Here is a 24727-nt window from a genome sequence, read left to right on the forward strand (position 1 = left end):
CACCCGAGTATGGAACTGGAGACGATGCGCCCCAACCCGGCGTGGGACGCCCCGTCCTACGAGGAGAGCGTCGACGTACTCGCCGCGCTCCCCGAGTCGACCGTGTTCAAGGTCTGGGGCGGCGACTGGTGCAAGGACTGCCGCAAGCAACTGCCCGATTTCGGCGCGGCGCTCGACGCCGCGGGCATCCCCGACGAGCGTATCGAACACTACCCCGTCGAGAAGGCCGAGGACGGCTCCAAGGTCGGCCCGGAGGTCGAGGCGTACGACATCGAGTACATCCCGACGGTCGTCGTCGAGATCGACGGTGAGGAGGTCGTCCGCTTCGTCGAGGAGGAGGACCGCCCCATCGCCGTCTGGCTCGCCGAGCGCCTCGACGGCTACTGACCGGACACAGAAGGCACTTGTCGGCGGCCCCAGCAAGCTCGAATATGCCGCCCTCCACACGACGGCAGGTTCTCACCGCCGGTGCCGCTGGCCTCGCCGCGCTCGCCGGCTGTACCGGCCCGGACCTGTCGCTCCCCGAGACACCGACCGGTGAGTGGCGACACCGAGCACACGACGCTCGAAACGCGGGAGCGGCCGAGGTTCGCGTTCCTGACCGGGTCGAACCGGCGTGGGACGCTGGCGACATCCACACCGCCGCGCCTGTGCTCGCCGACGGGACCGTCTACACCGTCGACGACTCGGTCACGGCGCTCGACGGCAAGACGGGGTCGGTGCAGTGGCAGGCCGACCTCTCGGACGACGCCCGGCACGCGCCGGCGCTCACCGCCGACGGACTCGTCGTCGCGACCAACGACCAGCGACTCCGGTCGTTTGCTCTCTCGGATGGGTCTGAACACTGGACCGTGCAGCTCCCGGGTCGCCCCGCGGACGCGCTCTCGGCCGCCGGCGGGGAGGTCGTCGTCCCCTGTGACGAGGGCGGCACCGTGGCGTACGCGACGGCCGACGGAACCGAACAGTGGCGCAACGGGTTCCGCGCGGCCGAACAGCCGGCAGTCGGCGACGACAGCGTGTACCTGACTGGGTTCACCGCCGGCGGCGACGGGGTCGCGCTCGTGGCACTGTCCCAGGCTGACGGCACCGAGCGGTGGCGACGGCCGCTCGACGACCTGCCCTCGACACCCACGTTCACGCCCGAGTCGGTGCTCGTCCGCGACGGCGACGTGCTGTTCGCACTCGACCCGGCAGACGGGACCGAACAGTGGCAGACGCGAGTGGGCGGCCGCATCCTGAACGCCCCGCCGGCCGTGGCCGACGGAACCGTCTACACGCCCGGCGACGGCGTGGTGGCGCTGTCGCTCGCCGACGGCACCGAGCAGTGGCGGGCCGACGGGTCGGTGACCGTCGACACGGGCGTGGCGGTCGGCAGGGACGCCGTCGTCACCGTGTTCACCGACGTGCCGGGCGTGGTCGCACTCGACCGTACCGACGGCTCGGTTCGCTGGCGGCACCAGATAGACGGCTTCGACGTGGCGGTGACGACGCCACCGGCGATCGCCGACGGGGCCGTCTTCTACACGAGCAACGAGAGTTTGGGCCTGGTGGCACTCGGCGACTTGGGCGGCGAGTAGTCGCCGTCAGCGATACCAGCACGGGGAACCGACTACGTCGCCGTCGACACGGCTCGAAAAGAGGTCGAAGAGCGCGCCTTCCAGCGTCACCTCCACCACGCCATCGGGCCCGTCGACCGTGACGACGTGCCCGCTCTGCGTCTGGTCGACCGTCAGCACGGTTGCTTCGGTCCACGCCTCCGTATCGGTCGTCGGTGGCTTCGCCCGGAGGCGGTCGTGCATCCGCTTACGCGCGCTCGAACACCGGTGCAGGGTGGTCCTCGTCCTCGTCGACGTAGCCCGCGAGGGTGGCCGCTTCGCCGATGTCGACGTGGTCGCCCTCGATGCGGGCCATCACGCGCGCGTCGCCGAGCTGGACCAGCGCGACCTGGTAGCCGCGGTCCTCGAACTGGATCGGGGGGACGTTCACCGTCGTCTCGGTGTAGACCTCGCCCGTCGTCGGGAGTTCGACCGTCTCGATGTCGCGCGAGCCACACTGCGCGCAGGCACCCTTCGGGGCGCCGGCGACGTGCCCACAGTCCTGACACTCCTGGCCCAGCAGTCGACCCTCTCGGACGGCCCGTGCCCACGTCGCGTAGTCGAGCGTCTCGGGGAGTTCTTGCGTTTCGCTCATGAGCGCACCTCCATCACGCTGACGACGGTCGTCGCGGCGTCGCCACCGAGGTTGTGTGCGACGCCGGTGTCGGCGTCGAGCTGGCGGTCGCCCGCCTCCCCACGGAGCTGTTCGGTGAGTTCGACGATCTGGGCGGTGCCGGTCGCGCCGATGGGGTGGCCCTTCGCCTTCAGCCCGCCGCTCGGGTTGATGGGGCGGTCGCCGTCGAGCGACGTCCGACCTTCCTCGGCGTAGGTGCCGCCCTCGCCGTCCGGCGCGAAGCCGATGGCCTCGCTCGCCATGATTTCGGCGCCAGTGAAGCAGTCGTGGACCTCGGCGAAGTCCGCGTCCGCAGCCTCGATACCGGCCTGCTCGTACGCCTGGTTCGCGGCGTCGCGTGCGGCCTGCGTCGCGTGCGGGGTCGTCTTGTCCCCGATGGGGGTGATGTCCGTCGCGTGACCCACACCCGTCACGTCGACCGGGGCCTCGAAGGAGTCCGCGATGTCGTCGCTCACGACCACGACCGCGCTCGCGCCGTCGGAGAACGGACAGCAGTCCATCAGTCGGAACGGGTCGGCGACGACGGGCCCCTCCAGCACCTCCTCGACGGAGGTCTCCTTCCCGAAGTGTGCCCGGTCGTTGAGCCGGCCGTTCGCGTGGTTCTTCACGGCGACCGAGGCGAGCTGCTCCTCGGTCGTGCCGTGTTCGTGCATGTGACGCTTCGTCAACAGCGCGAACACACCGGGGAACGTGAGGCCCGTCGGCTGCTCGTACTGGCGGTGCGAGGCCGAGGCGAAGATGCGGGTCATCTCCGGCGTGTCCTTGCCCGTCTCGGGCGTGCAGCGTTCGACGCCGCCGACGAGCACCACGTCGTGGGTGCCGCCCTCGACGGCCTCGACGGCGTTCTTGAACGCGTTCGCCGAGGTGGCACAGGCGTCCTCGAAGCGCTGGACTGGAATCCGCGCTGCACCGATGTGTGAGGCACACTTCGGGCCGAGATGGGTGTCGTTCTCGGCCTGCCCGCTCATCGCGTTCCCGAAGTAGAGCGCATCGAGGTCTCGCGGGCCGATGCCAGCGTCGTCGAGTGCGTCGAATGCGGCAGCACCGAACAGTTCCTGTAGCGGTTCGTCATGGACGCCGAACTTCGTCATGCCGGCTCCCACGACAGCGGCTCGTGGCATTGCTCGAACGTGGTGTGGGAAGACTAATCAATACCGCGTTACCCGCCGACCTTACCGACGACCGCGCTGTCGGTCGGTTCGACGCTTCGTTTCGCCGGTTCCCGGGAAGACGAACCAGATGAGTGCCGCGCCGCCGACGGCTCCCCCGACGACCGCGACTGCGACGAACGGGAGCGACGCCTCACCCTGTATCGCGATGAGTCCCGCGGAGGCTGCGACCACCGCCGTGAGTACGAGTTTGAACTTCAGCGCCGCCGAAGAGCGGTCCTCGGTGGAGATGGGACCGACCACTAGCGACGCACCTCTGTGACGCTCAGTCCCCGTCCGGCACTCGAAGCGATAGCGACCGCGTGCATACTCGCAGGAGGGCACCCCACAACTTACGCTTCCCGGAGCACGACCGTCCTAATATTCCTGAAGGTATTGTGAAGAACATTAACATTATCGTTCGTTAACTTTATCATCCAGCCACGGTGAGCGTTGTGTACGTCGCAGCATGACCGAGTACACCGACATCTCCAACACGGGCGTTCCGGCCGTTCCCATCAAGACCGAACCCTCCACCTCGGAGACCGAGGCACAGGAGACGCTCGAGGAGACGGTATTCAGCCACCGCTTCGACTGAACCGCGCGGCCCACTCACGTATCGACTTCTCAGGACGCTACCCTCCGAGCGACTGCTGGGGGTCGCTCACATTCTCGTGCCGCTCGCTGGCGCTCGCGTGAACGTGGGCTCGCTACGCTGGCCACGCGGCTCACGGCTCCCTTCAGTCGCCGTTCGCATTCTCGTGCCGTTCGCTGGCGCTCACGGCACGCCGCTCGCGTGTCGCTGACTCGCGGGCTTCGCCCGCTCGTTTCGAAGGTTCGCTTCGCTTACCCTCGCAATCGCTCCCGCTCGCAGTACCGTGGCGCTCACTCCGTTCGCGCCACGCGCTTTACGAATCATTTATTCCTCTCACCCGGAAACCGCGTGTATGGACACGGCCGAGCGCGCCGAACTCGTCGCACGGTACACGGAGGAGGTGATCACCGAAGAGGAGGTCCACGACCTCTTCGAGGCAGAGGAGACGCCCCACGCCTACATCGGCTACGCTCCGACCGGCGAGATGCACATCGGCCACTTCACGACGATGCGGAAGCTCGCGGATTTCCTGCGCGCCGGCATGGAGGTGACGGTGCTCGTCGCGGACCTCCACGCCCACCTCGACGACGAGAAGTCGCCGTTCGAACTGCTCGACGCCCGCTCCGAGTACTACCAGGAGGCCATCCTCGGGATGATCGAGGCTGCGGGCGCCGACCCCGAGCAGGTGAACTTCGTCCGCGGCACGGACTACCAGCTCGAAGAGCCGTACACGCTCGAACTCTACCGGATGATGGCCGAGACGACCCTCTCTCGCGCCCAGCGTGCCGGCAGCGAGGTCGTCCGCCAGTCGGAGAACCCGAAGCTCGGCGGGCTCATCTACACGCTGATGCAGAGCCTCGACGTCGCGGCGCTCGACGCCGACATCGCCTACGGCGGCATCGACCAGCGCGGCATCTACATGCTCGCCCGCGAGATCCTCCCGAGCCACGGCTACTCGAAGCCGACGTGCGTGTTCGCCCCGCTGCTTTCGGGACTCACCGGCGGGAAGATGTCGGCGTCCGACGACAACTCGAAGGTGAACCTCACCGACTCCGGCGACGTGGTCGGCGAGAAGATTCATCAGGCGTACTGCCCCGTCGGCGAGGTCGAGGACAACGGCGTCCTCGAATACCTGGAGTTCCTCGTGTTCCCCATCCTCGAGGTGCGGGACGAATCGCTCGTCGTCGAGCGCTCGGAGGAGCACGGCGGCGACCTCGTCTACGAGGACTACGCGCCGCTCGAAGCCGACTACGCCTCGGGCGAACTCCACCCCGCGGACCTGAAGCCCGCGGCCGCCGCGGCCATCTCCGAGGTCATCGACCCGATTCGCGACCGCCTGCTCGCGAAACCAGAACTGCTCGCCGAGGCGTACCCCGACGACTACGCCTGATCGGACGCGGTCGGCGCTGTGCTACAGCTCCTCGTGGGCCTCGGCGTAACCGGCTAACACCGGTGTCACTCGGTTACCCATATGTCCGGGAACGGATATATGTCCAACCACCGTAGCCGGTAACGCGATGATACCCAGTGACCTGGCGACAGTAGTACTGCAGACGAACGTGTTCGACGCCGCGGGCGCCGCCGAGGTGTTCCTCCTGGCGCGGATCCTGTTCGGTGGCGTCCTCGCGTTCATGGGCCTCAACCACTTCATGAACGTCGACGAGATGACGGGCTACGCCGAGTTCAAGGGGCTCCCCGCGCCGCGGCTCTCGGTGGTCGGCTCCGGCGGCTTGCTGGTGTTCGGTGGGCTCGGACTGGTCGTCGGCGCGTTCCCCGTCCTCGCGGCGGGTGCGCTCGCCGTCTTCCTGCTCGTCTCGGCGGTGACGATGCACGACTTCTGGACGGTCGACGACCCCGAGGAGCAGCAGAACGAGATGACCGCGTTCCTCAAGAACACCTTCGGTGCCGGCGCCGCGCTCGGCTTTCTCGCGCTCGGCGGTGTCGCGTGGCCCTACGCGCTCGGTATCGGCGTGTTCTAAGTCGGTTCGACCCCTCTCTCGAGACATGACTGAGACAGTACCCCCGCGAGGCCGGCCGTGGAGATAGACGTCGACGAGCACGTCGGCTCGCTCTACCGGACGCTCTCGGGTGCGGTCGTCCCCCGCCCCATCGGCTGGATTTCGACCCGCTCGGCGACGGGCGTCGACAACCTCGCACCGTACTCGTTCTTCAACGTCGTCAGCATCGACCCACCCGTGGTGATGTTCGCGCCGGTCGACGCCGACGACGGGCTGAAGGACACCCCGCAGAACGTCCTCGACACCGAGGTGTTCGCGGTGAACATCGTCACCGCGGACCTCGTGGAGGCGATGAACGAGACGGCCACGGGACACGACGTCGACGAGTTCGAGCGCGCCGGCCTCACCAAACGCGAGGGGACCCGCATCGACGCGCCGTACGTCGGCGAGTCGAAGGTCGTCTTCGAGTGCGAGCTGTACGAGTTCGTCGACATCGGCGTCTCCTCGCTCGTGCTCGGGGAGGTCACGTACGTCCACGTCGACGACGCGGTCGTGACCGCCGGCAAGCTCGACACGACGAAACTGGATGCCGTGGGCCGACTCGCCGGCTCCGAGTACACCTACACCCGCGACAGATTCTCGCTCGAACGCCCCGAGTAGTACCACCCTATCGGTCTTTCGCCTGTCGGTCCTACGTCAGACGTGCGGCTGCTTCACGTCTGCTGTGGTATCACTTAGCACCTGTACATGGAAAGCACCGATTTGAAGTCCTAGCGAGTTGCAGCACCCTGTATGGCTCACACGTGTCGGGACTGCAAGCGGACGTTCAGCACCGAGCTCGAGCTCGAACTCCACAAGGACAACTGTGGTGCGGATATGTTGTTCTGTGAGAAATGTGGCGAGCGGTTCGCCGAGCGCGGTGCCACACGAGACGGCTGGCACTATCGATGCCCGACAGAGGACTGTGACGGCGAGGGCATCGGCGAGGACCTCTACGAGCTAGAGAACCTCCGACTCGCGACCCGCTAGAGAACCGAGACGCTCCAACCCCCGCTTGCAGACCGGCACGTACGCTGCCGCGACGACCGGCACCTCCATCACCGCCCGACAGCCCGAGCCACACTTCTCAACCCGGTGGCCGGTCGCCGGCAGCCCCGCCACGTCCCACGTCCACCGGTAGTTCTCACAGCTCGTCACCTCGAACGGGAGCCACAGCCCTCCGACCGTTTTGACTCGTCCCCGTGTCCCGGCCTCGATGGTTCGCGTCGGGCTCTCGACCGCAGAAACAGAGGGCCCCCACTCGGGCCACGCCTCGGTGTCGCAGAACAGCGCCCACACGCGTTCGGGGGGTGCGTCGATGGGGTGCGACACTTCCAGCCGGCGGCCGTCGGGGGTGCGCGCGAGCCGTACCATAGCTGACTCGACGCGCGACTCGGACATGTGACTGGCGCCCACCCTTTTTGTGCTCGGGTCCCTCTGCGCGGTCGTGATCGACGTCCGGGAGTTGCGCAAGGAGTACGGCGAGTTCGTCGCCGTCGAGGGGTCGACGTTCACCGTCGAGGCGGGGGAGGTGTTCGGCATCGTCGGCCCGAACGGTGCGGGGAAGACGACGACGCTGAAGACGCTCGCCGGCCTCCTCGAACCGACGAGCGGGACGGTCGAGGTCGCGGGCCACGAGCCCGGTGACACCGAGATGCGCGAGCGGCTGGGCTTCCTCCCGGAGGAGTCGCCGCTGTACGAGGAGATGACGCCGCTGTCGTATCTCCGGTTCTTCGCGGACCTCTACGACGTTCCCCGCGCGACGGCGAACGAGCGCATCACCGACACTCTCGACCGCCTCGACCTCCAGCATCGCGACCGCCCGCTGGGCGACATGTCGAAGGGGATGAAACGGAAGGTCGCCATCGCCCGCTCGCTCGTCAACGACCCGGACGTGCTGGTCTACGACGAACCCGCCTCGGGGCTCGACCCGCTCACGACCAACTACATCATCGAGTTCACGCGCGACCTCGCGGACGCGGGCAAGACCGTCGTGTTCTCCGCACACAACCTCTATCACGTCGAGTCGGTCTGTGACCGCATCGCCATCATGAACGACGGTGCGATCGTCGCCGAAGGGACCGTCGAGTCGCTGCGCGAGGCGTTCGGCCACACGGAGTACCACGTCTACACGACCGTTCCAATCGACGGCAGCGAGCCCACCGACCGGGGCCACCGACTCGTCGTCGAGTCGATGGCTGCCGTCGAGGACGCCCGAGAGCGCGCCGCGAACGCGGGTGGACAGGTCGCGGACATCCGGACGGTCGAACCGAACCTCGAACGCGTGTTCCTCGACATCGCGACCCGGGGCGAGGCGTGAACCCCCGCAAGATACTCCGGGTCGCCCGCTGGGAGGTGACGAAGGGTGCCGGCAGTCTCGACCGCAAGACCCTGCTCGCGGCCGCCGGTATCCTCCTGCTCGTCGTCGCGATGGTACCGACGCTCGTCGGCGGCGGCGTCGCCGTCGACGACGGGCTCTATCGGGTCGGCATCGACGACGACCATCCGCTGTACGAGCCGGTCGCTCAGGACCCGACGTTCGCCGTTCGCGAGCCGTCGGCCACCGCGTACGACGCCGGCCACCTCGAACTCCTCGTCGAGGGTCGGAACCTCCGCGTCCGCGACACGGAGAAGGGACGGGCGGCGGTCGCCGAACTCCGTGCGACGGTCGAGCGATACAACGACCGCATCATGGCCGCCGAGCCGAACCAGTCGGCCGCCTTCCCCGTCTTCCCCGTCAGCATCGAGTACGCCGAGCGTGACAGCGTCGAGGTGGTCGCGCCGGGCGGTGACGGTGGCGACGGTGGTAGTGGTGGCGGAGCCGGAGGTGACGGTGGGACCGGTGACGGGACCGGTGGTGAGTCCACCGTTGGCGATGAGACCTCGGCCGGTGGCTCCGCTGGCCTCCCCGCTATCGGTGGCGACATCTTCGGAACTGGGCACGCGACCGGTGCGCCGTCGGACCTCGCGCCGCCGTTCCCGCTCCAGTCGCTCCTGCTGGCGTTTCTGTTCGTCCTCCCGATGAACTTCGTCGTGCAGGCGTACGGCTCGACGCTCCTGAAGGAGCGGCTCAACCGCCGCGGGGAACTCCTGCTCGTCGCGCCGCTCTCCCGTGGTGACATCATCGCGGGCAAGACGCTCCCGTACTTCCTCGCGGCCGTCGGGGTCGCGTGTGGTATCGCCGTCGCCGTCGGCGGGGGCGTGCTCTCCATCGTCGGGGTCGTCCCGCTCGTGTTGCTGTTCCTCGCGACGACGTTCCTCGCGGCGATGTTCGCCCGCTCGTTCAAAGAGCTCACCTTCCTCACCGTCACCATCTCCGTCGGGCTCACCTCCTACGCGTTCATCCCAGCAATCTTCACCGAGGTGCAGGGTGTCGCACTCATCTCGCCGCTCACACTCGTCGTCCGCGACCTGACCGGTACCGCGGTGTCCGCGGGCGACGTGGCGTTCACCACCCTCCCGCCGACCCTCACCGCGGTCGTCATGTTCGGCCTCGGTGCGGGACTCTACCGCGAGGAAGACCTGTTCACCCAGCGGCGCGTCCCCCTCAAACTCCTCGACGCACTCGCTGGACGCATCCAGTCGGCTCGGAGCCTGGTGCTCGTCACCACGCTCCTGATCCCGTTCGTGTTCGTCGCGGAACTCCTCGTGGTGGCGACGCTGTTCGCCCTGCCGGGGGCGCTCTCGATTCCGGTCATCCTCGCCGCCGTCGCGGTCATCGAGGAGGTGGCCAAGAGCCTCCCCGTGCTCGCGGGGTTCGAACACGGGCGGTTCGACCGGACCCCGAAGGCGGCCCTGGTCGCAGGGACCTTCTCCGGGGTGGGGTTCTTCCTCGGCGAGAAACTCACGCTCATCGTCCAGCTCGTCGGCCTCCCCCAGCTGCAGGCCGGGAGCGCGGCGTTCCAGACTGGCGTCGGCGCGCCCTCGCCGCTGCTCGCGGCCGGGCTGCTGCTCGCGCCGCTCGCGCTCCACGTCGTCACCGCGGGACTCTCCTCGCTCGGTGCCACGGAAGGGAAGTCGGGGTGGCTCCTCGGGCTCACGACCGCGGTGCTGGTCCACTTCGCGTACAACATCGGGGTGATCACGTATGTCGCGTAGGCTCGCCATCGCCCGGCGCGAACTCGCGTCGCTCTCGACGGAGAAGACCATCGTGCTCGCGCTGCTCATCCAGCTCGTCGTCGCGGCGTTCTCGTCGTTCCTCGTCGTCGGGCTCACGACGCTCTACGACCCCAGCTCTGTCGACGGAGGCGGTGTCACCGTCGGCGTCTCGGGCGACGCGACTGACGACCTCCTCGACGCCGTGGCGACACAGCAGTCCGTCAACGCCCGCGTCTACGGCACTCCTGAGGACGCCCGCGATGCCTTTCGGGCTGGCGCGGTCGACGCGTTAGCCATCGCGACGCACGAGGACGGCCGCATCGCCGTCGACGTGACGGCGCCCGATTCGAGCCTCCGGAAGACGCTCATCGTCGTCCAGTTGCGCGAGACGCTGGAGACGCTCGAACGACAGGAGCGCCGGGAGCGCGCGCAGTATCTCGACCGCGACCTCGCGCCGCTCCCGCCGGACGTGGACGCGAGCCCGTACTTCGGGTTCTCCTACACGGTGCTGTTGCCGCTGCTGCTGTTCCTCCCCACGTTCATCTCGGGGTCGACCGCCGTCGACACCCTCACCGAGGAGATCGAACGGGGAACGCTCGAACTCCTGCGCGTGGCCCCGGTCTCGCTGCGCGACATCGTCGACGGGAAGGGGCTGGCGATGGCGGTTCTCGCGCCGGTGCAGGCCGGGGCGTGGATACTTCTGTTGACGGCCAACGGCATCGAGGTCGCGAACGTCGGCCCGTTGCTCGTCGTGGTGACTGCCCTGACGCTCGTGCTCGTGGGGACGGCCGTCCTGCTCGCGCTCGTCGTCCCGAACCGCCAGCGTGCGCAGTTGCTGTACTCGCTGGGGGTGCTGGCGGTATTCGCTGTCGCCGCGTTCCTCCCCGAACACCCGGCGACGACGGTCGCTCGCCTCGCCATCGGGAGCGCCACCGAGACGACGTTCCTGCTCGTCGCGGGCTACGCGGTGGTCGGGGTGCTGGTCACGGTGGCCGTTCGCGCGACGGTCGACCGGGTCGACGCCGAGGGGCTGTAGCCCAATCCTGTATCAGTGGCCCGTGCTACCCGGCTGAACCCTTTCCGGGTCTCGGTCGGGATAGCCGGTATGTGACTCGCGACTGCCCTCGTCGTGTGTCTGCTACTTGCCGGGTCCAGCACCGCCGTTCCCCCGTCCCCCACGTTCGACAGCGTCGGGTCGAACCTGAACGAGACGGCCGACGTCAGGGTCGACTCGTTCGTCCCCGACCGCCCGGCACTCCGCTTCGGAGCGATGGACGGGCTCCGTGCGTACCGAATCACGTCACGCGCCGCCGCCACTCGACTGAACACCGATCGAGTCGAGCAGGCCGGGACGTACGGCCGGTTCATCCGCAGCACGAACTTCTCCCGCTCGTTCGTGGTGGTCGTCGTGTTCCGAGGCTCGTCGGCACCGAACTACCACGCAGCGGACGTCGTCCGAACGGGCTACGGCCACCTCGTGCTCCTACAGGCAGACGGTGACCTCTACACGGGCGACGAGCGCGTCGAGACCGTCCTCGTCCGGCTTCGTGCAGCCACGCCAGGGCGTGTCGGCGTCGGCTTCGTTGGCGTTCGAGATGGCCCACCGACGGCGGCCGAGCCCCTTCCGGCCTAGCTTTTTATCCTCACCCAGAGTCGCTCGGGTATGGAGTACACGACGCTCGGCTCGACCGGCATCGAGGTGTCGCGCATCTGTCTCGGCTGCATGAGTTTCGGCAGCTCTGACTGGCGCGGGTGGGTCAAAGGCGAGGAGTTCGGCCACGAACTCGTCGACCGGGCCATCGACCTCGGCATCAACTTCTTCGACACCGCCAACATGTACTCGCGGGGCGAGTCGGAGCGCATCCTCGGGGACGCCCTCGACGGCTACGACCGTGACGCGCAGGTCGTCGCCACGAAGGTGTTCTTCCAGATGCGCGACGACGACCCGAACTCCGGTGGCCTCTCGCGCAAGACCATCGAGCAGGAACTCGACAACTCGCTTTCGAGGCTGGGGATGGACACCATCGACCTCTACCAGACACACCGGTGGGACTACGGGACCCCCATCGAGACGACGCTCGCCGCGTTCGACGACGCCGTCCGACAGGGGAAGATTCGCCACGCCGGTGCCTCCTCCATGTGGGCGTACCAGTTCGCGACCGCACACCAGGTCGCCGAACGTGAGGGCTACGACGGCTTCGCCTCGATGCAGGACCACTACAGCCTCGCGTACCGCGAGGAGGAGCGCGACATGCACCCGTTCTGTGCGCAGGAGGACATCGCCGTCCTCCCGTGGTCACCGCTCGCTCGCGGCTTCCTCACGCGACCCCACGAGGAGTACCTCTCGACGAAGCGTGCCGAGACCGACGACCACGCGCAAGCCCACCCGTACGCCGAGTGCGGTGGAAAGGAGATCAACGAGCGGGTGCAGGAACTCGCCGATGAGAAGGACGTGAACATGGCGCAGATCGCGCTCTCGTGGGTGCTCCACCAGGACGTCGTCACCGCGCCCATCATCGGCGCGTCGAAGATCGAACACCTCGAAGACGCCGTCGAGGCGCTCGACATCGACCTCTCGGAGTCCGACCAGGAGTGGCTCGAAGAGCCGTACGAGCCCGTGCCGGTGTCGGGACACCAGTAGCGCGGCGGACGGACGACCGGGCGGTCACCGACGACGGAGGGCGAGTAGCGCCGCCGCCACGAGCGCCGCGAGCGCGACGACCCCCCCGAACCCGGGACCGGAGCCGACGGTGGGCGTCTCCCGAACGTACGAGGCCCAGTCCTCGGACGTGGGTGTCGGGCTGCCCGCCGCTGTGGCACCGCTGCCGCCGTCACTTGCTCCCGCGCTGCCGCCGCTCCCGCTGTCCGGTGCCGATGTGGATGCGGCGCTCTCTGCCGTTGCGGGGACGGGCGTCGGCGTCGACTGCTTCGGCGTGGCCGTCGGCGTCGGCGACGGGAACGGCGTTCCCTCGGCGGGCGGCGTTCGCGTCGGCGTCGGCTCCGCGGTCGGTGTCGGACTGGCCGTCGGTGTCGGTGTCGCTGCGGACGGTGGCGGGCCGAGCTGTTGGCGCGCCTGCTTCTCGTTAGCGCACTCACAGACGTAGAAGTAGTGCGAGATGTCGGTCGCCTCGACGTAGCTGCCGTTCGGTGCGGTGCCGCCGATGCTCGAGTGAATCTGGTACCAGCCCGGCTCCGAGGGGTTGTCGAAGCAGTTTGTGGTGACCGAGACGAACTCGTCACCCCTCGCGAGGTTCGTCGAGGAGCCGAACGCGTCGTCCTCCTCGTAGAAGTCCGCGACGAACTGATCTCCGTCGACCTTCGACTCCTCGACGTACTGGGCGAGCCCTTCGTCGGTGGTCGTCCCGGGGTCGTCGTTTCCTCGGTCGATGCCGAACGTGTCGGAGTTCGCCGGGCCGCAGCCGGTGAACCCCCCTTCCTCCCACGACGCGCCGATGTAGTCGAGGTACTCGATGGTTATCGGCGCGGTGGCGTGCTGCTCGTAGGTGGCGTCGTCGATCCCCGGTTCGGTGTCGTGCGCGACGACGGTGAAGTTCGAGGGCGACCCGTGGTCGGCCCCCGCCGGTGCGGCAGCAAGGAGGAGTGCGACCGCCAGCACGCAGACCAACAGAGTGGGGCGGAGCCGGTCCATGGGGGATGTCTATTCCATCAAACGCCCGACCCTGCAACAGGCTGTTGCCGTCGATTTGCGGGAGTTATAATAGTCGATGGTAGTAAGACCCCCCGTACCCAAGAGGGAGGCGATGCGGTACGTGAAGGTGTTCATGTCGCCGGAAGACGGCGATCTCCATCCCGCGGCCGAGAACCTCGCGGACAACCCGAATGTGTCCCGGCAGGCCATCCAGCATCTGAACCTGCTGAACGACGGCACGGCGGTTACGCTGTCGCGGCTCCGGGGTGACCGGACCGAACTCGAGCGAATCCTCTCGGAGACGGAGGACATCCTCAGATACGACGTGAGCGAGGCGGGCGACGACCTGCAGGCGTACATTCACTTCGTCCCGAACGCGACGACGCTCGCGCTGATGGAGCTCACGCGTGAACACGAGCTCGTCCTGGATACGCCCGTCGAATACAATTCAGACGGTTCCATCCGCGTGTCGGTCATCGGGCAGGACGACACCGTCCAGAAGGCCATCGACCACGTGCCGGACAACGTCCGGCTCGAACTCGAACAGCTCTCCGACTACGACCCCGAACTCCGTGAACTCTCGTCGCTGTTGACCGACCGACAGCGCGAGATCCTCGACGCCGCCGTCGAGGTAGGCTACTACCGGGTCCCGCGGAACGCGACCCACGAGGACATCGCGGACCTCGTCGGCATCTCCACCACGACCGTCGGCGAGCACCTCCGAAAGATCGAAGCCCGGCTGCTCTCGGAGATCGCCAAGTAACGCTTCTCACGAGCCGAGAACTGGCTTCGGTCCTTATCTCCTCGCGTGTCGTACGATTGGCATGAATGCTCTTCGTGCCGGGGTGGCTATCGTCCTCGGAGTCGCGGTTCTCATCGCTGGAGCGTACGCGGTGTTCGCCTTCGTTCTCGTCTCGGCCGACCAGTCGACGTACACCGCGAACACCACCGCGGAGTACGATTACGACGCGGTGATCGCCACCGCCGAAGCTGAAGGCTTCACCGTCCGAACCGAGGACGCCTCCGGGTTCCACCCCGAGGGTGTCGACGACCTGGACGCCGAACTCGGCCCCGAGTACGAGATCGGGGCCGTCGTCTACCACCACGAGAACGGCGGACAGCTCCGGGTCGCCGTGTTCGAGGAACCCGGGCGCATGACGGAACTCGTCTACTTCGGCCCCGACTTCGAGCCCGTCGCACCCGAGGACCTCCCCGAGCCGTGGCTCGTCGACCGCATCACGCTCTCGCTCGGCGTCGACGAGTCCACGGCGCAGGGGTACGTCGACGAGATGCGCGGCGCACTCACCGACGACGACGTGGCGGTCGCCCAGACGTACTCCGACGAGCGACTGCAGTTCGAACCCGTGTACGAGGCGTTCGAAGCCGAGGCCACTCCGACCGTCCGGACGAGCGGTGACGGACAGGGCTGGGTCGAGTACCACTACGAGCGGGACGGTACCCCAATCGGTGAACTCGACTTCATCGTCGCGCGCGCCATCCTCTCCGAGCGCATCGACGGCCGCGGCTACACGCTGAACGTCGACCGGGTCGGCGGTATCACCGTCTCCGTGACCGGACGGGCCGGCGCCGAGATTCCCGACGCCGAACTTCGAGAGAACGTCCGCGACGTGTTCGAGCAGCTCGGCATCCCCGCCGAAGCGGCCGACGACCTCGAGTTCGAGTACGACGGGAGCGTCTGGTAGTCAGGCCAGTCGCGCGCGGATGTACGCCGCGGCCCCGCCGACGACGGTCATCGGGATGCCCGCCTGGATGACCGTCGGAACGAGCGCCGACGGCGAGAACGGGCTATCGCCCCCACCGGCGCCACCGGTCCCGTACTGCTGGAGGACGGCGAAGGTGAGCAGGAGCGCGACCAGCGTCATCAGGACGAACCCGACGCCGGAGACGGCGCCCGCGACGAACGCGGCGACGCCCTCGCGGTCGTCGTAGCCGGCGCCGGTGACGAGGCCGACGCCGGCCGCGACGAGCGGCCCCAGCGAGAACGGCGTGATGATGTCGACGACGATGACGATGCCGACGAGCGTGTTGTCCAGCGGGTTGCCACCTGGATCGACGAGCTGTTCGATGAGGAAGCTCAGGGTGAAGTTCTGTGCGAGGCCGACGCCGACGCCGACCGCGAGGAACAGTCCCAGCCCGCCAGCGACGTACTGCAGGAGGCGTCGCGCTACCATTGATTGGTGGACACTCAGACCACCACACCATCAACCCACTCCCGCAAATCGAAGGTCGTTCAATACGGTCCACACCGCGACCGTCGCGTACACGGCGCTCGCCGCAGCGGTGTCGACCGCGGTCACGCGGTCGCTCACCGGGTGTGCAAGTTCACTGTGGCACCCGTCGACACGGTGGATACAACTATTAACGGGGGGCCGCCATCTCCGATAGAGCATGTCGGAGGACGGCACGTCGGAGATCGTCGGCGTCGACGTTGCTGCAGCGGTCGAGACGGGCGACTCGACCGCGGCGACGTTGCACAGTCTCGTCGAGTTCGACCGCTCGGGATTCAACACGCTGTACGTCTCCGAGACGACCCGTGCGGCCTACGAGTCGGAAGACGAGATGGAAGCGTACTTCGAGCGCATCCACAACTACGTGAACATCGACTTCACGGAGATCGAACTGTTCACGGCCGACCTCTTTCCAGTGGCGAACCGCGTCCGGTACAAGACCACGGCACTCGACGTGATTACCCTCGTCCGGATGTACCTCGACAACCGGCGCGGCCTGTTCTTCGCCGTCGAGCGTGGCGACCCCGTCGAACCGCTAGTCGCCGACTTCGAAGCGCTCTTCGTGGGGGACGACGGGGACTAACGGCGCCGGTACGCGATGGCTCCGGCGACCCCCAGCGGGAGGCCGATGACGACGAGATACGGCAGCGCGTACGCCAGCGTCACCGCGGCGGTCTTGAGCGCGACGAACACGCCACCGATGGACGCCGTGAACGCCTGATACAGCGGCGTCTCGTGGTACTTCGGGGGCTCGGGTGTCGGCGTCGGTGTCTCCCGCTCGGGTTCGGGCTCGCGAATCTCGATGGTTATCGTCGAGTACGCCACCCGGTCTTCGAGCGACTGTCGCTGTGCCTCCAGCCGCTCGATGCGCTCCTGGACCTCGGCGAGCCGGTCGCCGACCTGGAGAACGTCGTCGGTCTCGTTCGCCTGCTCGTACAGCGTTCGGAGACGGTCGCGCTGGGCGCGGAGGTTCCGCAGTCGGGCTTCGAGGTCGACGAGCTGGTCGCTCACGTCGGTCGTCTGTGACTCCGCGTGGAGCACCGTCCCGCTGGCCTTGACGGACTCGAACGCCGGGCCGAACGCGTCGCTCGGCACGCGAATCACGAGCCGGCCGGTCGTCCACGTCCGATTGTCGCGGCGATGCTGTGTCTCGCTCGACTCCGCGACGAACCCGCCGTGGCTCCGCGCCATCGTCGCCAGCTTCGACTGCGTCCCGTCGTGGTCGCTCACTTCGAGTGTGACCTGTGCCGTCCGGATGAGCGCCCGCCGGCTCTGGACGGTCTCGCTCGCGAACTCGGCCGACTGCGCCGCAGGGGTCCCGCCCCCTGACTCGGCCGAGCCGGCGTCGCCACCCGACGCCCCGCCGCCGTCGCTCCCGCCACTCGCCGTCGCCGGAGCGCCCGCGTCGGCGCCGTCGCTCGACAGGCCGACGGAGTCGCCGCCACCCCCTCCAGCTCCGCTACAGCCCGCGAGGACGACGAGGCTCAACATCGCGATCGTCACAACCGCACGCCGTGAAACCATGCGACCAACTGTGTTACCGGTTATCAAATGTCTCGCGAAGGCTCAAACAGTCGTTTGACGCTTCCGGAGCCGTCAGGTCGAAAGCCGTGTGGCCCGTACGTCCACCATGGCCGAATCCACCCCCGGACACACGCTCGACGAACTCGGGCTGGTGTCGATGACGTGGCGTGACGTCCTGTTCGCCCACTGGCCCGTCGCCCCCGACGTGGTCGCCGAGACGCTTCCCGAGGGGCTCTCCGTGGACACGTTCGACGGCCGTGCGTATCTCGGGGTCGTCGGGTTCGTCATGGACCGCATCCGGCCACGTGGGTCGCCCATCGGTCGCAGCTTCGGCGAACTCAACCTCCGAACGTACGTCCGCGACGACGCGGACACACCGGGCATCTACTTCTACAACCTCGACGCGAGCGACCGGCTCGGCGTCTGGCTCGCTCGGAAACTGTTCCGGCTCCCCTACTACCCGGCGGAGATGCGCGTCGAACGCCGCGGCCGGTCGGTCGAGTTCACGGCCGACCGCGTCGCCGCCGACGCTCCGCCCGTCGCGTTCGACGCGACCTACGAGCCCGACGGTGCGCAGTTCGAAGCCGAGCCGGAGACGCTCCCGTTCTTCCTCACCGAGCGCTATCGGTTCTACACCGAGAGTCGGCCACGGGGTGGGCACGAACCGGGCGACGGACGGCTCTACTACGGCGACATCGGGCACGAGCCGTGGCCGCTGTACGAAGCGACCGCTGACATCCGCGAGAACGGCCTGTTCGCGGCCAACGGCTTCGAGCAGCCGGACGGCGAGCCGCTGTGTCACTACTCTCCGAAACTCGACGTCCTCGCCGGGCGGGTCCACCGGGTGTAATTTATCCCCCGCAGTCCATGAGCCACCGATGAGCGAGGACGAAGTCGTCGACGCCGTCCGGCAGGTCGAATCGCCCGCTGACGCACAGCCGACCGTCGACGAACTCACGGGGCCCGAGCGCCGCCTCGACGGCCGTGTCCGCTACCTCTGGGCAGCCCGGGCGACGGTCTCGGCGCTCGTTTTGAGCCTCATCACTGGCGTGGCTGGGTTCGTGGTGCTCAACGAGCTGTGGCCCGCCGCTGCCGTGTTCACGTTCCTGTTCGTCGTCGGCCTCGCACTCACCGTCGCCCGCTACCGGGCGTGGCTGTACGAGGTGCGCGACGACTCGCTGTTCCTCCGCCGCGGGGTGTTCACCAGGGTTCGGACGGTCGTCCCGTACGTCCGCATCCAGCACGTCGACGTCTCGGAGGGGCCGTTCGAACGGGCGCTCGGGCTCGCATCTGTCGTCGTCTACACGGCCGGCTCTCGCGGCGCCGACGTGACCATCCCCGGGCTCACTCCCGAGCGGGCCGACGACCTCCAGACGCGACTCAAGCAACTGGCAATCGTCGCCGAGGGTGAGGACGCCGTATGAAACTCCACCCCCTGTCAGTCCCGTACCGGGCCGTCGCGGCGCTCACGCGGCTGGCGTGGATCCTGCTGTTCGCCACTTTCGGCTCGCAGCAGGCGTTCGGGCTGACCATCGCGCTCGGGGTCGTCACGCTCGGGCTCGCCGTCACGCTTGCCTACCAGTACGTCTACGTCCAGCGGTTCGACTACGAGCTCACCGACGACACGCTCGACATCCGGTCGGGCGTGCTGTCGCGCCGCGCCCGCGAGATCCCGTACGGTCGCGTCCAGAACGTCGACCTCTCGCAGAACCTCGTCCAGCGCGCGCTCGGCATCTCGGAGGTGCGCGTCGAGACGGCCGGCGGCGGCGACACGGAAGCCCAGCTCCGGTTCGTCAGCGAGACGGAAGCGAGTCGGCTCCAGCGAGAGATCGGCCGGTTGAAACGTGGGGAGACGGCCACCGAACCCGACACCGAGGTCGTCGACAGCACCGAACGGTTGTACGCCATCTCGCCCACCGAACTCGCGCTGCTCGGCGTCGTGAAGCTCGACCTCCGGCTGCTCTCGTTCGTCGTGGCGCTCGTCCCGCTGTTCGTTCCGAGCGTCTCGGAGATGTTCCCCCTCTACTCGCTGTTCACCGTCGCACCGTTCCTGCTGGTCGGGCTCGCGATCGTCTCGCTCGGCGTCTCCTCGGTGGTCGGCATCACGAACTACTACGGGTTCACGCTGTGGCGAAGCGACGGCGAACTCCGGTACGAACGGGGCTTACTCCAGCGGTACACCGGGACGATTCCGCTCGACAAGGTCCAGTCGGTCGCCATCACCGAGAGCGTGCTCGCGCGGCGGCTCGGCTACGCCTCGCTCGAAGTGAAAACCGCCGGCTACGCGCCCGGCGAGGGCTCGGGCTCGCAGTCGGCGGTCCCCATCGCCGAGCGCGCTCGCGTCCAGGCGCTCGCCCGGCAGGTCGAACCGTTCGGCGACCTCGAGTTCGAGCGGCCACCGAAGCGCGCCCGGTTGCGCTATCTCGTCCGCTACTCGCTCGTCGTGGCCGTGCTCGTCGCTGTCGCCTACGGTGTCACTCGGGTCGCCCCGTTCGAACCGCCCTTCCCGTGGTTCAGCGTTACCCTGCTGGCCGTGCTGGTGCCACCGGCTGCCCACCTCAAGTGGAAGAATCTCGGGGTCGCACTCGCCGACGACCACGTCGTCACCCGCGGTGGGTTCTGGACGCGCTCGACGAAGGTCGTCCCGTACTATCGCATCCAGACGCTCGTCCAGCGCGAGACCGTCTTCCAGCGGCGTCGCGACCTCGCGACGCTGGTCATCGACACCGCCGGGTCGACGGGCATCGCCGGGAGCGACGCGCGCGCCCTCGACATCGACGCCGACCGTGCGAGCGAGCTTCGAGAGACGCTCGACGACCGGCTCCACGACGCGCTGGTCTCGGACCGGCTCCTGCGCCTGGAGCGTCGACAGCGCCGCGAGGCGCTCGCCGGGGACTGATTTTTCAGTCCGGCGAGAGATATCCGGACGATGTCGAACCAGCGGTACCATCGACTCTCGACGCACGCGGGCGTCCTCGCAGCCGTCGTCTCCATCGGCGCCATCCTCGCGGCCGTCCTCGCTGCACCGTGGTTCTCGTGGCCGGCCAACGCGCTCTCCGACCTCGGCGTCTCGGACGCGCCCGAGCGATACCTGTTCAACTACGGCCTCGTTCTCTCGGGGCTGTTGGGTCTGCTGTTTCTCCCGGCGCTCCGGCAGACGATGCACACGCCTGCACACAAACTATCGGTACTCCCCCTCGGCGCCGCGCTCGCTGGCGTCACCGGCGTCGGGCTGTTCCCCGCCGGCCACCCGCTACACTTCCCGATGGCGCTCACGGCGTACGTCGGGTTCATCGCGTCGGTCATCACCTACGGCATCGGCGACTACTTCATCGGTGAGCACCGTCGTGCTGTCGCCACGGTCGGCTCCGGTGTGGCGCACTTCGGGTTCTGGGTGGCATGGGGGTTCGTCCTCGTCGAGTGGCTCCCCGGACTCGCCGTCCCCGAGTTCGTCGGCGCGCTGCTGTTCAACGGCTGGGTGCTGGTGACTGCACGACGGCTCTACGGCACTCACTCGAACGTCTGAACCTCGACCGCCCGCCCCTCCGGGTCCTCCGCGAAGAACTGGTAGACGGCGTACGTCTCGTTGTACCGGAGGTCGCCGTCCGCAACGTCGTCGAGCCGGGCGTGGAGCGCGTCGACCTCGGAGCGGTCGTCACAGAGGAACGTGAGGCAGCCGTCGGTCTCCGGCGGGTCGCGGGCACAGAAGCCGAGCGCGTAGTCGCCCCGCCGGAGGATGGTACAGTCCGGCTGTTCACGCCACACGCGACAGTCCAGCCGGTCGACGTAGAAGCCGACGACGCGCTCGCGGTCGGCCGTCCGAAAGAACGTGATGCCGTCCATGGCACACGGGAGGCGGGCCGCTCACAAAAGTCCGAGCGCCCGGAGGCCGCCGAGCGCGTCGAAGTCGAAGTACCAGAGGTAGATCTGTGCGAGTCCCGCGAAGACGAGCAGGACGCCGGCGATTCGGGAGAGTCGACCGGTGTTCTGCGAGAGCAGTCGGAGCACGCGGTCACGGCCGAGTGCGGACAGGCCAGTCACGAGGAGCATGAGCACGACCATGCCGAGTGCGTACGCGCCGAGCGTCAGAATCGCCCCGGCAGGGCCCGACGAGAGGCCGAGCAGCGCGATGGCGACGAACACCGGAGCCGTACAGCCGGCGGCCGCCGCGCCGTAGACGACACCGAACGCGAAGTAGCCGGAGATCGACCGCCGGCGCTCCGGGAGGGGGATGTGCGGGTCGAGTGTGTACCCCAGCGCGGCCGCACCACCCAGTCCGACGAGCGCCCCGCCGATGATGGGTTCGAGGACGGCGATATTCTGCAGCGCGCTCGCGCCGACCGACGCGACGATCGCGACGAGGACGCCGTAGACGAGCAGGAACCCGAGGCTCGTCACCGTCCCGACGACCGCGGCCCGGCGAAGGCGAGCCGCGGTGCCGACCCCGTCGTCACCACGACCCAGATAGTACGCGACGTAGCCGGGTAACAGCGGGAACGCGCAGGGGGCGAAGAAGGTGGCGACGCCCGCGGCGAACGCGAAGCCGACCGCCAGGTTCACACACCGGCCTCACGGAGCTTCGCCGCGATGGTGTCCTCGGCGGCGAGGCCGACGTGGCGCCACACCTCCTCGCCGGCCGAATCGAACACCAGCAGCGTCGGCATCCGGTTGACGCCGAACCGCTGGTTCGTCACCAGTTCGGGGTCGGTCGCCACCGGCCACGTCCCCTCGTACTCGCGCCAGAACTGCTTGATGGCTGGCTTGTCACGCTCGTTCGTGATCGAGAGCATGTGGAGGCCGGGGAACGACTCGCGGATGGCCCGGAGCTCCTTCATCTGTGGTTTACATGGGGCACACCACGTAGCCCAGTAGTCCAACAGGACGACCTCGCCGGCGGGTTTCACGGGCATCGGGCCGCCGGGTGAGCCCGCGACGGCGAGCGTCTGCAGTTCGCCCTCGTCGGGCGTCGCAGTTCCGCCGTCACCGAGACAGCCGGCCAGCACCGCCGCTCCGAGCGCCCCGCCCGAGTACAGGAATCGACGGCGGTCCATGCCCAAAGATAGGTGGGTCAGGGCATATGGCCACGTCGTCCGTGAGCGCGGCTCACACAACCCCGGTTGGGCTAACTCCCCGTGTGGCGAACGGACCGTTATGAACCGACGCCGGTGGCTGGCGCTCGTCGGCACCGGAGCCGTCGGCTCGCTCGCGGGGTGTACGGTCGGCTACCGTGGCACCCCCGGCGAATCACCTGCTCGCCCCGTCCCCGAACGCGAACTGGTCCGCGGCGCCGCCAGAGATGGGATTCCGGCCATCGTCGACCCGGTGTTCGGCACCGACTGGGACGACATCGAGTTCGACGCCCAGGACCCGCTCTCGGGGACGTATCGCGCGAAACCACGACTGACCCCGGAGTCGCCCGTCATCGGCGTTGTCCGCGGCGAGGAGGCCCGGGCCTACCCGCTCGCGGTGCTGAACTGGCACGAAATCGTCAACGACACGTTTCCAGCCGCGGGGGGCGACGCCCCGCTGTTGGTGACGTACTGCCCGCTCTGTGGTTCGGCGGTGACGGCAGTGCGGCGCGTCGACGACGTGGTGACGACGTTCGGGGTGTCGGGCCTCCTGTACAGGAACGACCTCGTGATGTACGACGCGCGAACCGAGAGCCTCTGGAGCCAGATCGAGGCGCGAGCCATCCGCGGGCCGAAGACCGGCACGACGCTCGACCTCGTCCCGTCGTCGTTCACGACGTGGGGCGACTGGACCGACGAGCACCCCGACTCGCTGGTGTTGCGACCGCCACCGGAGTCGAGCACGGTCACGGGGCGGACCTCGACGCGGAACTACGACGTGAACCCGTATCTCGGCTACGAGTCGGTCGACCAGATCGGCATCGGGGGAACGTACGACGACGACCGGCTCCACCCCAAGACGGAGGTTCTCGGCATCGAACACGACGGCGTCGCGACGGCGTACCCCTACGACCGCGTCGCCGCGGCGGGCGTCGTCAACGACGAGGTGGGTGGCCTGCCCGTCGTCGTCACGCTCGCGGGCGACCAGGAGACGCTCGACGGGACGGGCCAGCTCGTCGCCTACGAGCGAACGGTCCGGGGCCGCGTCCACCAGTTCACTCGCTCGCAGGGGCGGCTCGTCGCCGCGGGGACGCGGTGGTCGGCGCTGACCGGGCGAGGGGTCGACGGCCCACTCGCCGACGAGTCACTCGTGCCCGCGACCGACGTGTCGCCGCTGTTCTTCTTCGCGTGGCTGGCGTTCGCCCCCGACACCACGGTGTACGGCGAGTAGGTCGACAGCCCGTTCGCGGCCAGTAGCGTCACGGCCAGTAGGCTTATCGGCCGACAGCGGGTTGTCCGCCTATGCGCACGCAGACCCTCGCGACGCTCGCGGTGGCGGCGATGCTGGTTCTCGCCGGCTGTTCGTTCGCCGGGGGCGGACAGAGCACCCCGACCGACGGGTCGGGCGCGGTGACCGACACGCCGGCCGACGACGGATCGGGCCCGAGTGGCACCGAGAGCCCGGCCGGACAGTCGTTCAGCTACCCCGCGGGCTACGACGAGGGCGGCGTGGTGAACGCCACGGAGGCGGCAGCTAGCCATCGGGCAGCGTTGCTCGCTACTGGGGGCTTCACCGTCGACTACGACGCCGACGTCACGACGCCGAACACGACGACGTACGTCCGGTACGACCAGCGGGTCGAGACCGGGAGCGAGGAGGTCGTCCGGCAGACGAACGTCACGAGTGGTGATCTACAGGGCCTCGTCGTCCGCTACTACGCCGACGACACCGTCTACGTGAAATCGCAGCAGCCGGGGTCGGAGAACACGACCTACGCGAACAGCAGTCAGTCGTACTCCCTCGCGTCGTTCACCGGCGTGGAGTTCGTCGTCCCGGCGCTGTCGGACGTCTCGTTCGCGTCGAGCGAGCGCACGACCCGTGACGGCACACCGGTCGTCGTCTACAGCGACGCGACGCTCGACCGGGCCGGCTCGGTGTTCGGTAATGGCGTCCAGGCGAACAACGTCAGCGACTTCTCGGCGACACTCGTCGTCGGCGAGGACGGCATCGTCCGCGAGCTCACGTACTCGGCGACGGTGACGACCGGCGGCGTCGACCGACAGGTCGACGTGACTGTCCGGGTGTCCGGCGTCGACGAGACGACGGTCGACCAGCCCGACTGGCTCGACCAGGCGTAATCGTTCCCGCGACTCGGTTTCTGCGGTAGC

32 protein-coding genes are annotated in these 24727 nt (G+C 68.2%); 21 read left to right on the forward strand and 11 right to left on the reverse strand.

Annotated features, from left to right (window positions below):
• Window positions 1-9 precede the first annotated feature (9 nt).
• Window positions 10-387 carry a thioredoxin gene (locus NL126_RS16050; RefSeq protein WP_255195893.1) on the forward strand — a complete coding sequence of 126 codons (378 nt, stop codon included), beginning with the start codon at window positions 10-12 and terminating at the stop codon, window positions 385-387.
• A gap of 44 nt (window positions 388-431) precedes the next feature.
• Window positions 432-1577 (forward strand): outer membrane protein assembly factor BamB family protein, encoded by a 1146-nt coding sequence (locus NL126_RS16055; protein WP_255195894.1) that lies wholly within the window; start codon window positions 432-434, stop codon window positions 1575-1577.
• 6 nt (window positions 1578-1583) lie between these two features.
• On the opposite strand, the gene NL126_RS16060 is transcribed toward NL126_RS16055, so the two are convergent.
• The 4 genes from NL126_RS16060 to NL126_RS16075 are packed head-to-tail and all read right to left on the reverse strand — an operon-like array spanning window position 1584 to window position 3641.
• Window positions 1584-1799, reverse strand: coding sequence for a DUF7861 family protein (locus NL126_RS16060; RefSeq protein ID WP_255195895.1), 216 nt, complete (start codon window positions 1797-1799; stop codon window positions 1584-1586).
• A 4-nt stretch (window positions 1800-1803) separates the two neighbouring features.
• Window positions 1804-2190 (reverse strand): Zn-ribbon domain-containing OB-fold protein, encoded by a 387-nt coding sequence (locus NL126_RS16065; protein ID WP_255195896.1) that lies wholly within the window; start codon window positions 2188-2190, stop codon window positions 1804-1806.
• The gene (locus tag NL126_RS16070) at window positions 2187-3350 is read right to left on the reverse strand and encodes a thiolase C-terminal domain-containing protein (protein WP_255195897.1); all 1164 of its coding nucleotides are present in this window, start codon (window positions 3348-3350) and stop codon (window positions 2187-2189) included. Before NL126_RS16070 ends, NL126_RS16065 begins: the two co-directional genes overlap by 4 nt.
• 51 nt (window positions 3351-3401) lie before the next feature.
• Complete coding sequence (locus NL126_RS16075; protein WP_255195898.1) at window positions 3402-3641, reverse strand: DUF8527 family protein; 240 nt, start codon at window positions 3639-3641, stop codon at window positions 3402-3404.
• A gap of 205 nt (window positions 3642-3846) precedes the next feature.
• Here NL126_RS16075 and NL126_RS16080 point away from each other — a divergent pair, with 205 nt between their 5' ends.
• From NL126_RS16080 to NL126_RS16100, 5 genes are all read left to right on the forward strand, one after another.
• Window positions 3847-3975, forward strand: a complete 129-nt coding sequence (locus NL126_RS16080) for a hypothetical protein (RefSeq protein WP_255195899.1) — start codon at window positions 3847-3849, stop codon at window positions 3973-3975.
• A 349-nt stretch (window positions 3976-4324) separates the two neighbouring features.
• Entirely contained in the window at window positions 4325-5362 is a 1038-nt protein-coding gene (locus tag NL126_RS16085) for a tyrosine--tRNA ligase (RefSeq protein WP_255195900.1), read from the forward strand.
• A gap of 130 nt (window positions 5363-5492) precedes the next feature.
• Window positions 5493-5951, forward strand: a complete 459-nt coding sequence (locus NL126_RS16090; protein ID WP_350355507.1) for a DoxX family protein — start codon at window positions 5493-5495, stop codon at window positions 5949-5951.
• Window positions 5952-6008: 57 nt separating this feature from the next.
• Window positions 6009-6590 (forward strand): flavin reductase family protein, encoded by a 582-nt coding sequence (locus tag NL126_RS16095; RefSeq protein WP_255195902.1) that lies wholly within the window; start codon window positions 6009-6011, stop codon window positions 6588-6590.
• Between the two features lie 132 nt (window positions 6591-6722).
• Entirely contained in the window at window positions 6723-6959 is a 237-nt protein-coding gene (locus tag NL126_RS16100) for a transcriptional regulator (protein WP_255195903.1), read from the forward strand.
• Here NL126_RS16100 and NL126_RS16105 read toward each other — a convergent pair.
• A complete protein-coding gene (locus NL126_RS16105) occupies window positions 6930-7343 on the reverse strand; it encodes an SRPBCC family protein (RefSeq protein WP_255195904.1) in 414 nt (137 codons plus the stop codon). The two genes, NL126_RS16100 and NL126_RS16105, sit on opposite strands and share 30 nt — an antisense overlap.
• 73 nt (window positions 7344-7416) lie before the next feature.
• On the opposite strand from NL126_RS16105, the gene NL126_RS16110 reads away from it, so the two are divergent.
• The 5 genes from NL126_RS16110 (at window position 7417) to NL126_RS16130 (ending at window position 12708) form a co-directional block, all read left to right on the forward strand.
• Window positions 7417-8289 carry an ABC transporter ATP-binding protein gene (locus NL126_RS16110; RefSeq protein WP_255195905.1) on the forward strand — a complete coding sequence of 291 codons (873 nt, stop codon included), beginning with the start codon at window positions 7417-7419 and terminating at the stop codon, window positions 8287-8289.
• Window positions 8286-10067, forward strand: coding sequence for an ABC transporter permease (locus tag NL126_RS16115; RefSeq protein WP_255195906.1), 1782 nt, complete (start codon window positions 8286-8288; stop codon window positions 10065-10067). Before NL126_RS16110 ends, NL126_RS16115 begins: the two co-directional genes overlap by 4 nt.
• Window positions 10057-11103, forward strand: a complete 1047-nt coding sequence (locus tag NL126_RS16120) for an ABC transporter permease (protein ID WP_255195907.1) — start codon at window positions 10057-10059, stop codon at window positions 11101-11103. Before NL126_RS16115 ends, NL126_RS16120 begins: the two co-directional genes overlap by 11 nt.
• 93 nt (window positions 11104-11196) lie before the next feature.
• Entirely contained in the window at window positions 11197-11700 is a 504-nt protein-coding gene (locus NL126_RS16125; protein ID WP_255195908.1) for a hypothetical protein, read from the forward strand.
• A gap of 30 nt (window positions 11701-11730) precedes the next feature.
• Entirely contained in the window at window positions 11731-12708 is a 978-nt protein-coding gene (locus NL126_RS16130; RefSeq protein WP_255195909.1) for an aldo/keto reductase, read from the forward strand.
• Window positions 12709-12732: 24 nt separating this feature from the next.
• Here NL126_RS16130 and NL126_RS21975 read toward each other — a convergent pair whose 3' ends face one another.
• The gene (locus NL126_RS21975; RefSeq protein WP_286670839.1) at window positions 12733-13716 is read right to left on the reverse strand and encodes a PGF-CTERM sorting domain-containing protein; all 984 of its coding nucleotides are present in this window, start codon (window positions 13714-13716) and stop codon (window positions 12733-12735) included.
• A 76-nt stretch (window positions 13717-13792) separates the two neighbouring features.
• Between NL126_RS21975 and NL126_RS16145 the strand changes: the two genes are divergently transcribed.
• Window positions 13793-14479, forward strand: a complete 687-nt coding sequence (locus tag NL126_RS16145; RefSeq protein ID WP_255195910.1) for a helix-turn-helix domain-containing protein — start codon at window positions 13793-13795, stop codon at window positions 14477-14479.
• Between the two features lie 61 nt (window positions 14480-14540).
• On the forward strand, window positions 14541-15419 hold the full coding sequence (locus NL126_RS16150; protein WP_255195911.1) for a hypothetical protein: 879 nt from the start codon (window positions 14541-14543) through the stop codon (window positions 15417-15419).
• On the opposite strand, the gene NL126_RS16155 is transcribed toward NL126_RS16150, so the two are convergent.
• A complete protein-coding gene (locus NL126_RS16155) occupies window positions 15420-15908 on the reverse strand; it encodes a hypothetical protein (protein ID WP_255195912.1) in 489 nt (162 codons plus the stop codon).
• A 217-nt stretch (window positions 15909-16125) separates the two neighbouring features.
• Between NL126_RS16155 and NL126_RS16160 the strand changes: the two genes are divergently transcribed.
• Entirely contained in the window at window positions 16126-16548 is a 423-nt protein-coding gene (locus NL126_RS16160) for a hypothetical protein (protein ID WP_255195913.1), read from the forward strand.
• Here the strand turns inward: NL126_RS16160 and NL126_RS16165 are convergent.
• Window positions 16545-17489, reverse strand: a complete 945-nt coding sequence (locus NL126_RS16165) for a DUF4349 domain-containing protein (RefSeq protein WP_255195914.1) — start codon at window positions 17487-17489, stop codon at window positions 16545-16547. The two genes, NL126_RS16160 and NL126_RS16165, sit on opposite strands and share 4 nt — an antisense overlap.
• A 106-nt stretch (window positions 17490-17595) precedes the next feature.
• Here NL126_RS16165 and NL126_RS16170 point away from each other — a divergent pair, with 106 nt between their 5' ends.
• From NL126_RS16170 to NL126_RS16185, 4 genes are read left to right on the forward strand one after another with little or no spacing between them, the layout of a single operon-like run.
• Window positions 17596-18339, forward strand: coding sequence for a YqjF family protein (locus NL126_RS16170; protein ID WP_255195915.1), 744 nt, complete (start codon window positions 17596-17598; stop codon window positions 18337-18339).
• A 28-nt stretch (window positions 18340-18367) separates the two neighbouring features.
• Window positions 18368-18913 (forward strand): PH domain-containing protein, encoded by a 546-nt coding sequence (locus NL126_RS16175; protein WP_255195916.1) that lies wholly within the window; start codon window positions 18368-18370, stop codon window positions 18911-18913.
• The gene (locus NL126_RS16180; RefSeq protein ID WP_255195917.1) at window positions 18910-20388 is read left to right on the forward strand and encodes a PH domain-containing protein; all 1479 of its coding nucleotides are present in this window, start codon (window positions 18910-18912) and stop codon (window positions 20386-20388) included. The genes NL126_RS16175 and NL126_RS16180 overlap by 4 nt, the downstream gene beginning before the upstream one ends.
• A gap of 30 nt (window positions 20389-20418) precedes the next feature.
• A complete protein-coding gene (locus NL126_RS16185; protein ID WP_255195918.1) occupies window positions 20419-21015 on the forward strand; it encodes a DUF998 domain-containing protein in 597 nt (198 codons plus the stop codon).
• On the opposite strand, the gene NL126_RS16190 is transcribed toward NL126_RS16185, so the two are convergent.
• From NL126_RS16190 to NL126_RS16200, 3 genes are read right to left on the reverse strand one after another with little or no spacing between them, the layout of a single operon-like run.
• The gene (locus tag NL126_RS16190; protein WP_255195919.1) at window positions 21000-21332 is read right to left on the reverse strand and encodes a VOC family protein; all 333 of its coding nucleotides are present in this window, start codon (window positions 21330-21332) and stop codon (window positions 21000-21002) included. The genes NL126_RS16185 and NL126_RS16190 overlap by 16 nt on opposite strands.
• Window positions 21333-21353: 21 nt before the next feature.
• The gene (locus NL126_RS16195) at window positions 21354-22049 is read right to left on the reverse strand and encodes a cytochrome c biogenesis CcdA family protein (protein WP_255195920.1); all 696 of its coding nucleotides are present in this window, start codon (window positions 22047-22049) and stop codon (window positions 21354-21356) included.
• Window positions 22046-22540 (reverse strand): TlpA family protein disulfide reductase, encoded by a 495-nt coding sequence (locus NL126_RS16200; protein ID WP_255195921.1) that lies wholly within the window; start codon window positions 22538-22540, stop codon window positions 22046-22048. The genes NL126_RS16195 and NL126_RS16200 overlap by 4 nt, the downstream gene beginning before the upstream one ends.
• 100 nt (window positions 22541-22640) lie before the next feature.
• On the opposite strand from NL126_RS16200, the gene NL126_RS16205 reads away from it, so the two are divergent.
• On the forward strand, window positions 22641-23789 hold the full coding sequence (locus NL126_RS16205; protein ID WP_255195922.1) for a DUF3179 domain-containing protein: 1149 nt from the start codon (window positions 22641-22643) through the stop codon (window positions 23787-23789).
• Between the two features lie 71 nt (window positions 23790-23860).
• On the forward strand, window positions 23861-24697 hold the full coding sequence (locus NL126_RS16210) for a DUF7537 family lipoprotein (protein ID WP_255195923.1): 837 nt from the start codon (window positions 23861-23863) through the stop codon (window positions 24695-24697).
• Window positions 24698-24727 lie beyond the last annotated feature (30 nt).

The sequence above is a fragment of the Halorarius litoreus genome (genome assembly GCF_024362405.1).
Classification (GTDB): domain Archaea; phylum Halobacteriota; class Halobacteria; order Halobacteriales; family Haloarculaceae; genus Halorarius; species Halorarius litoreus.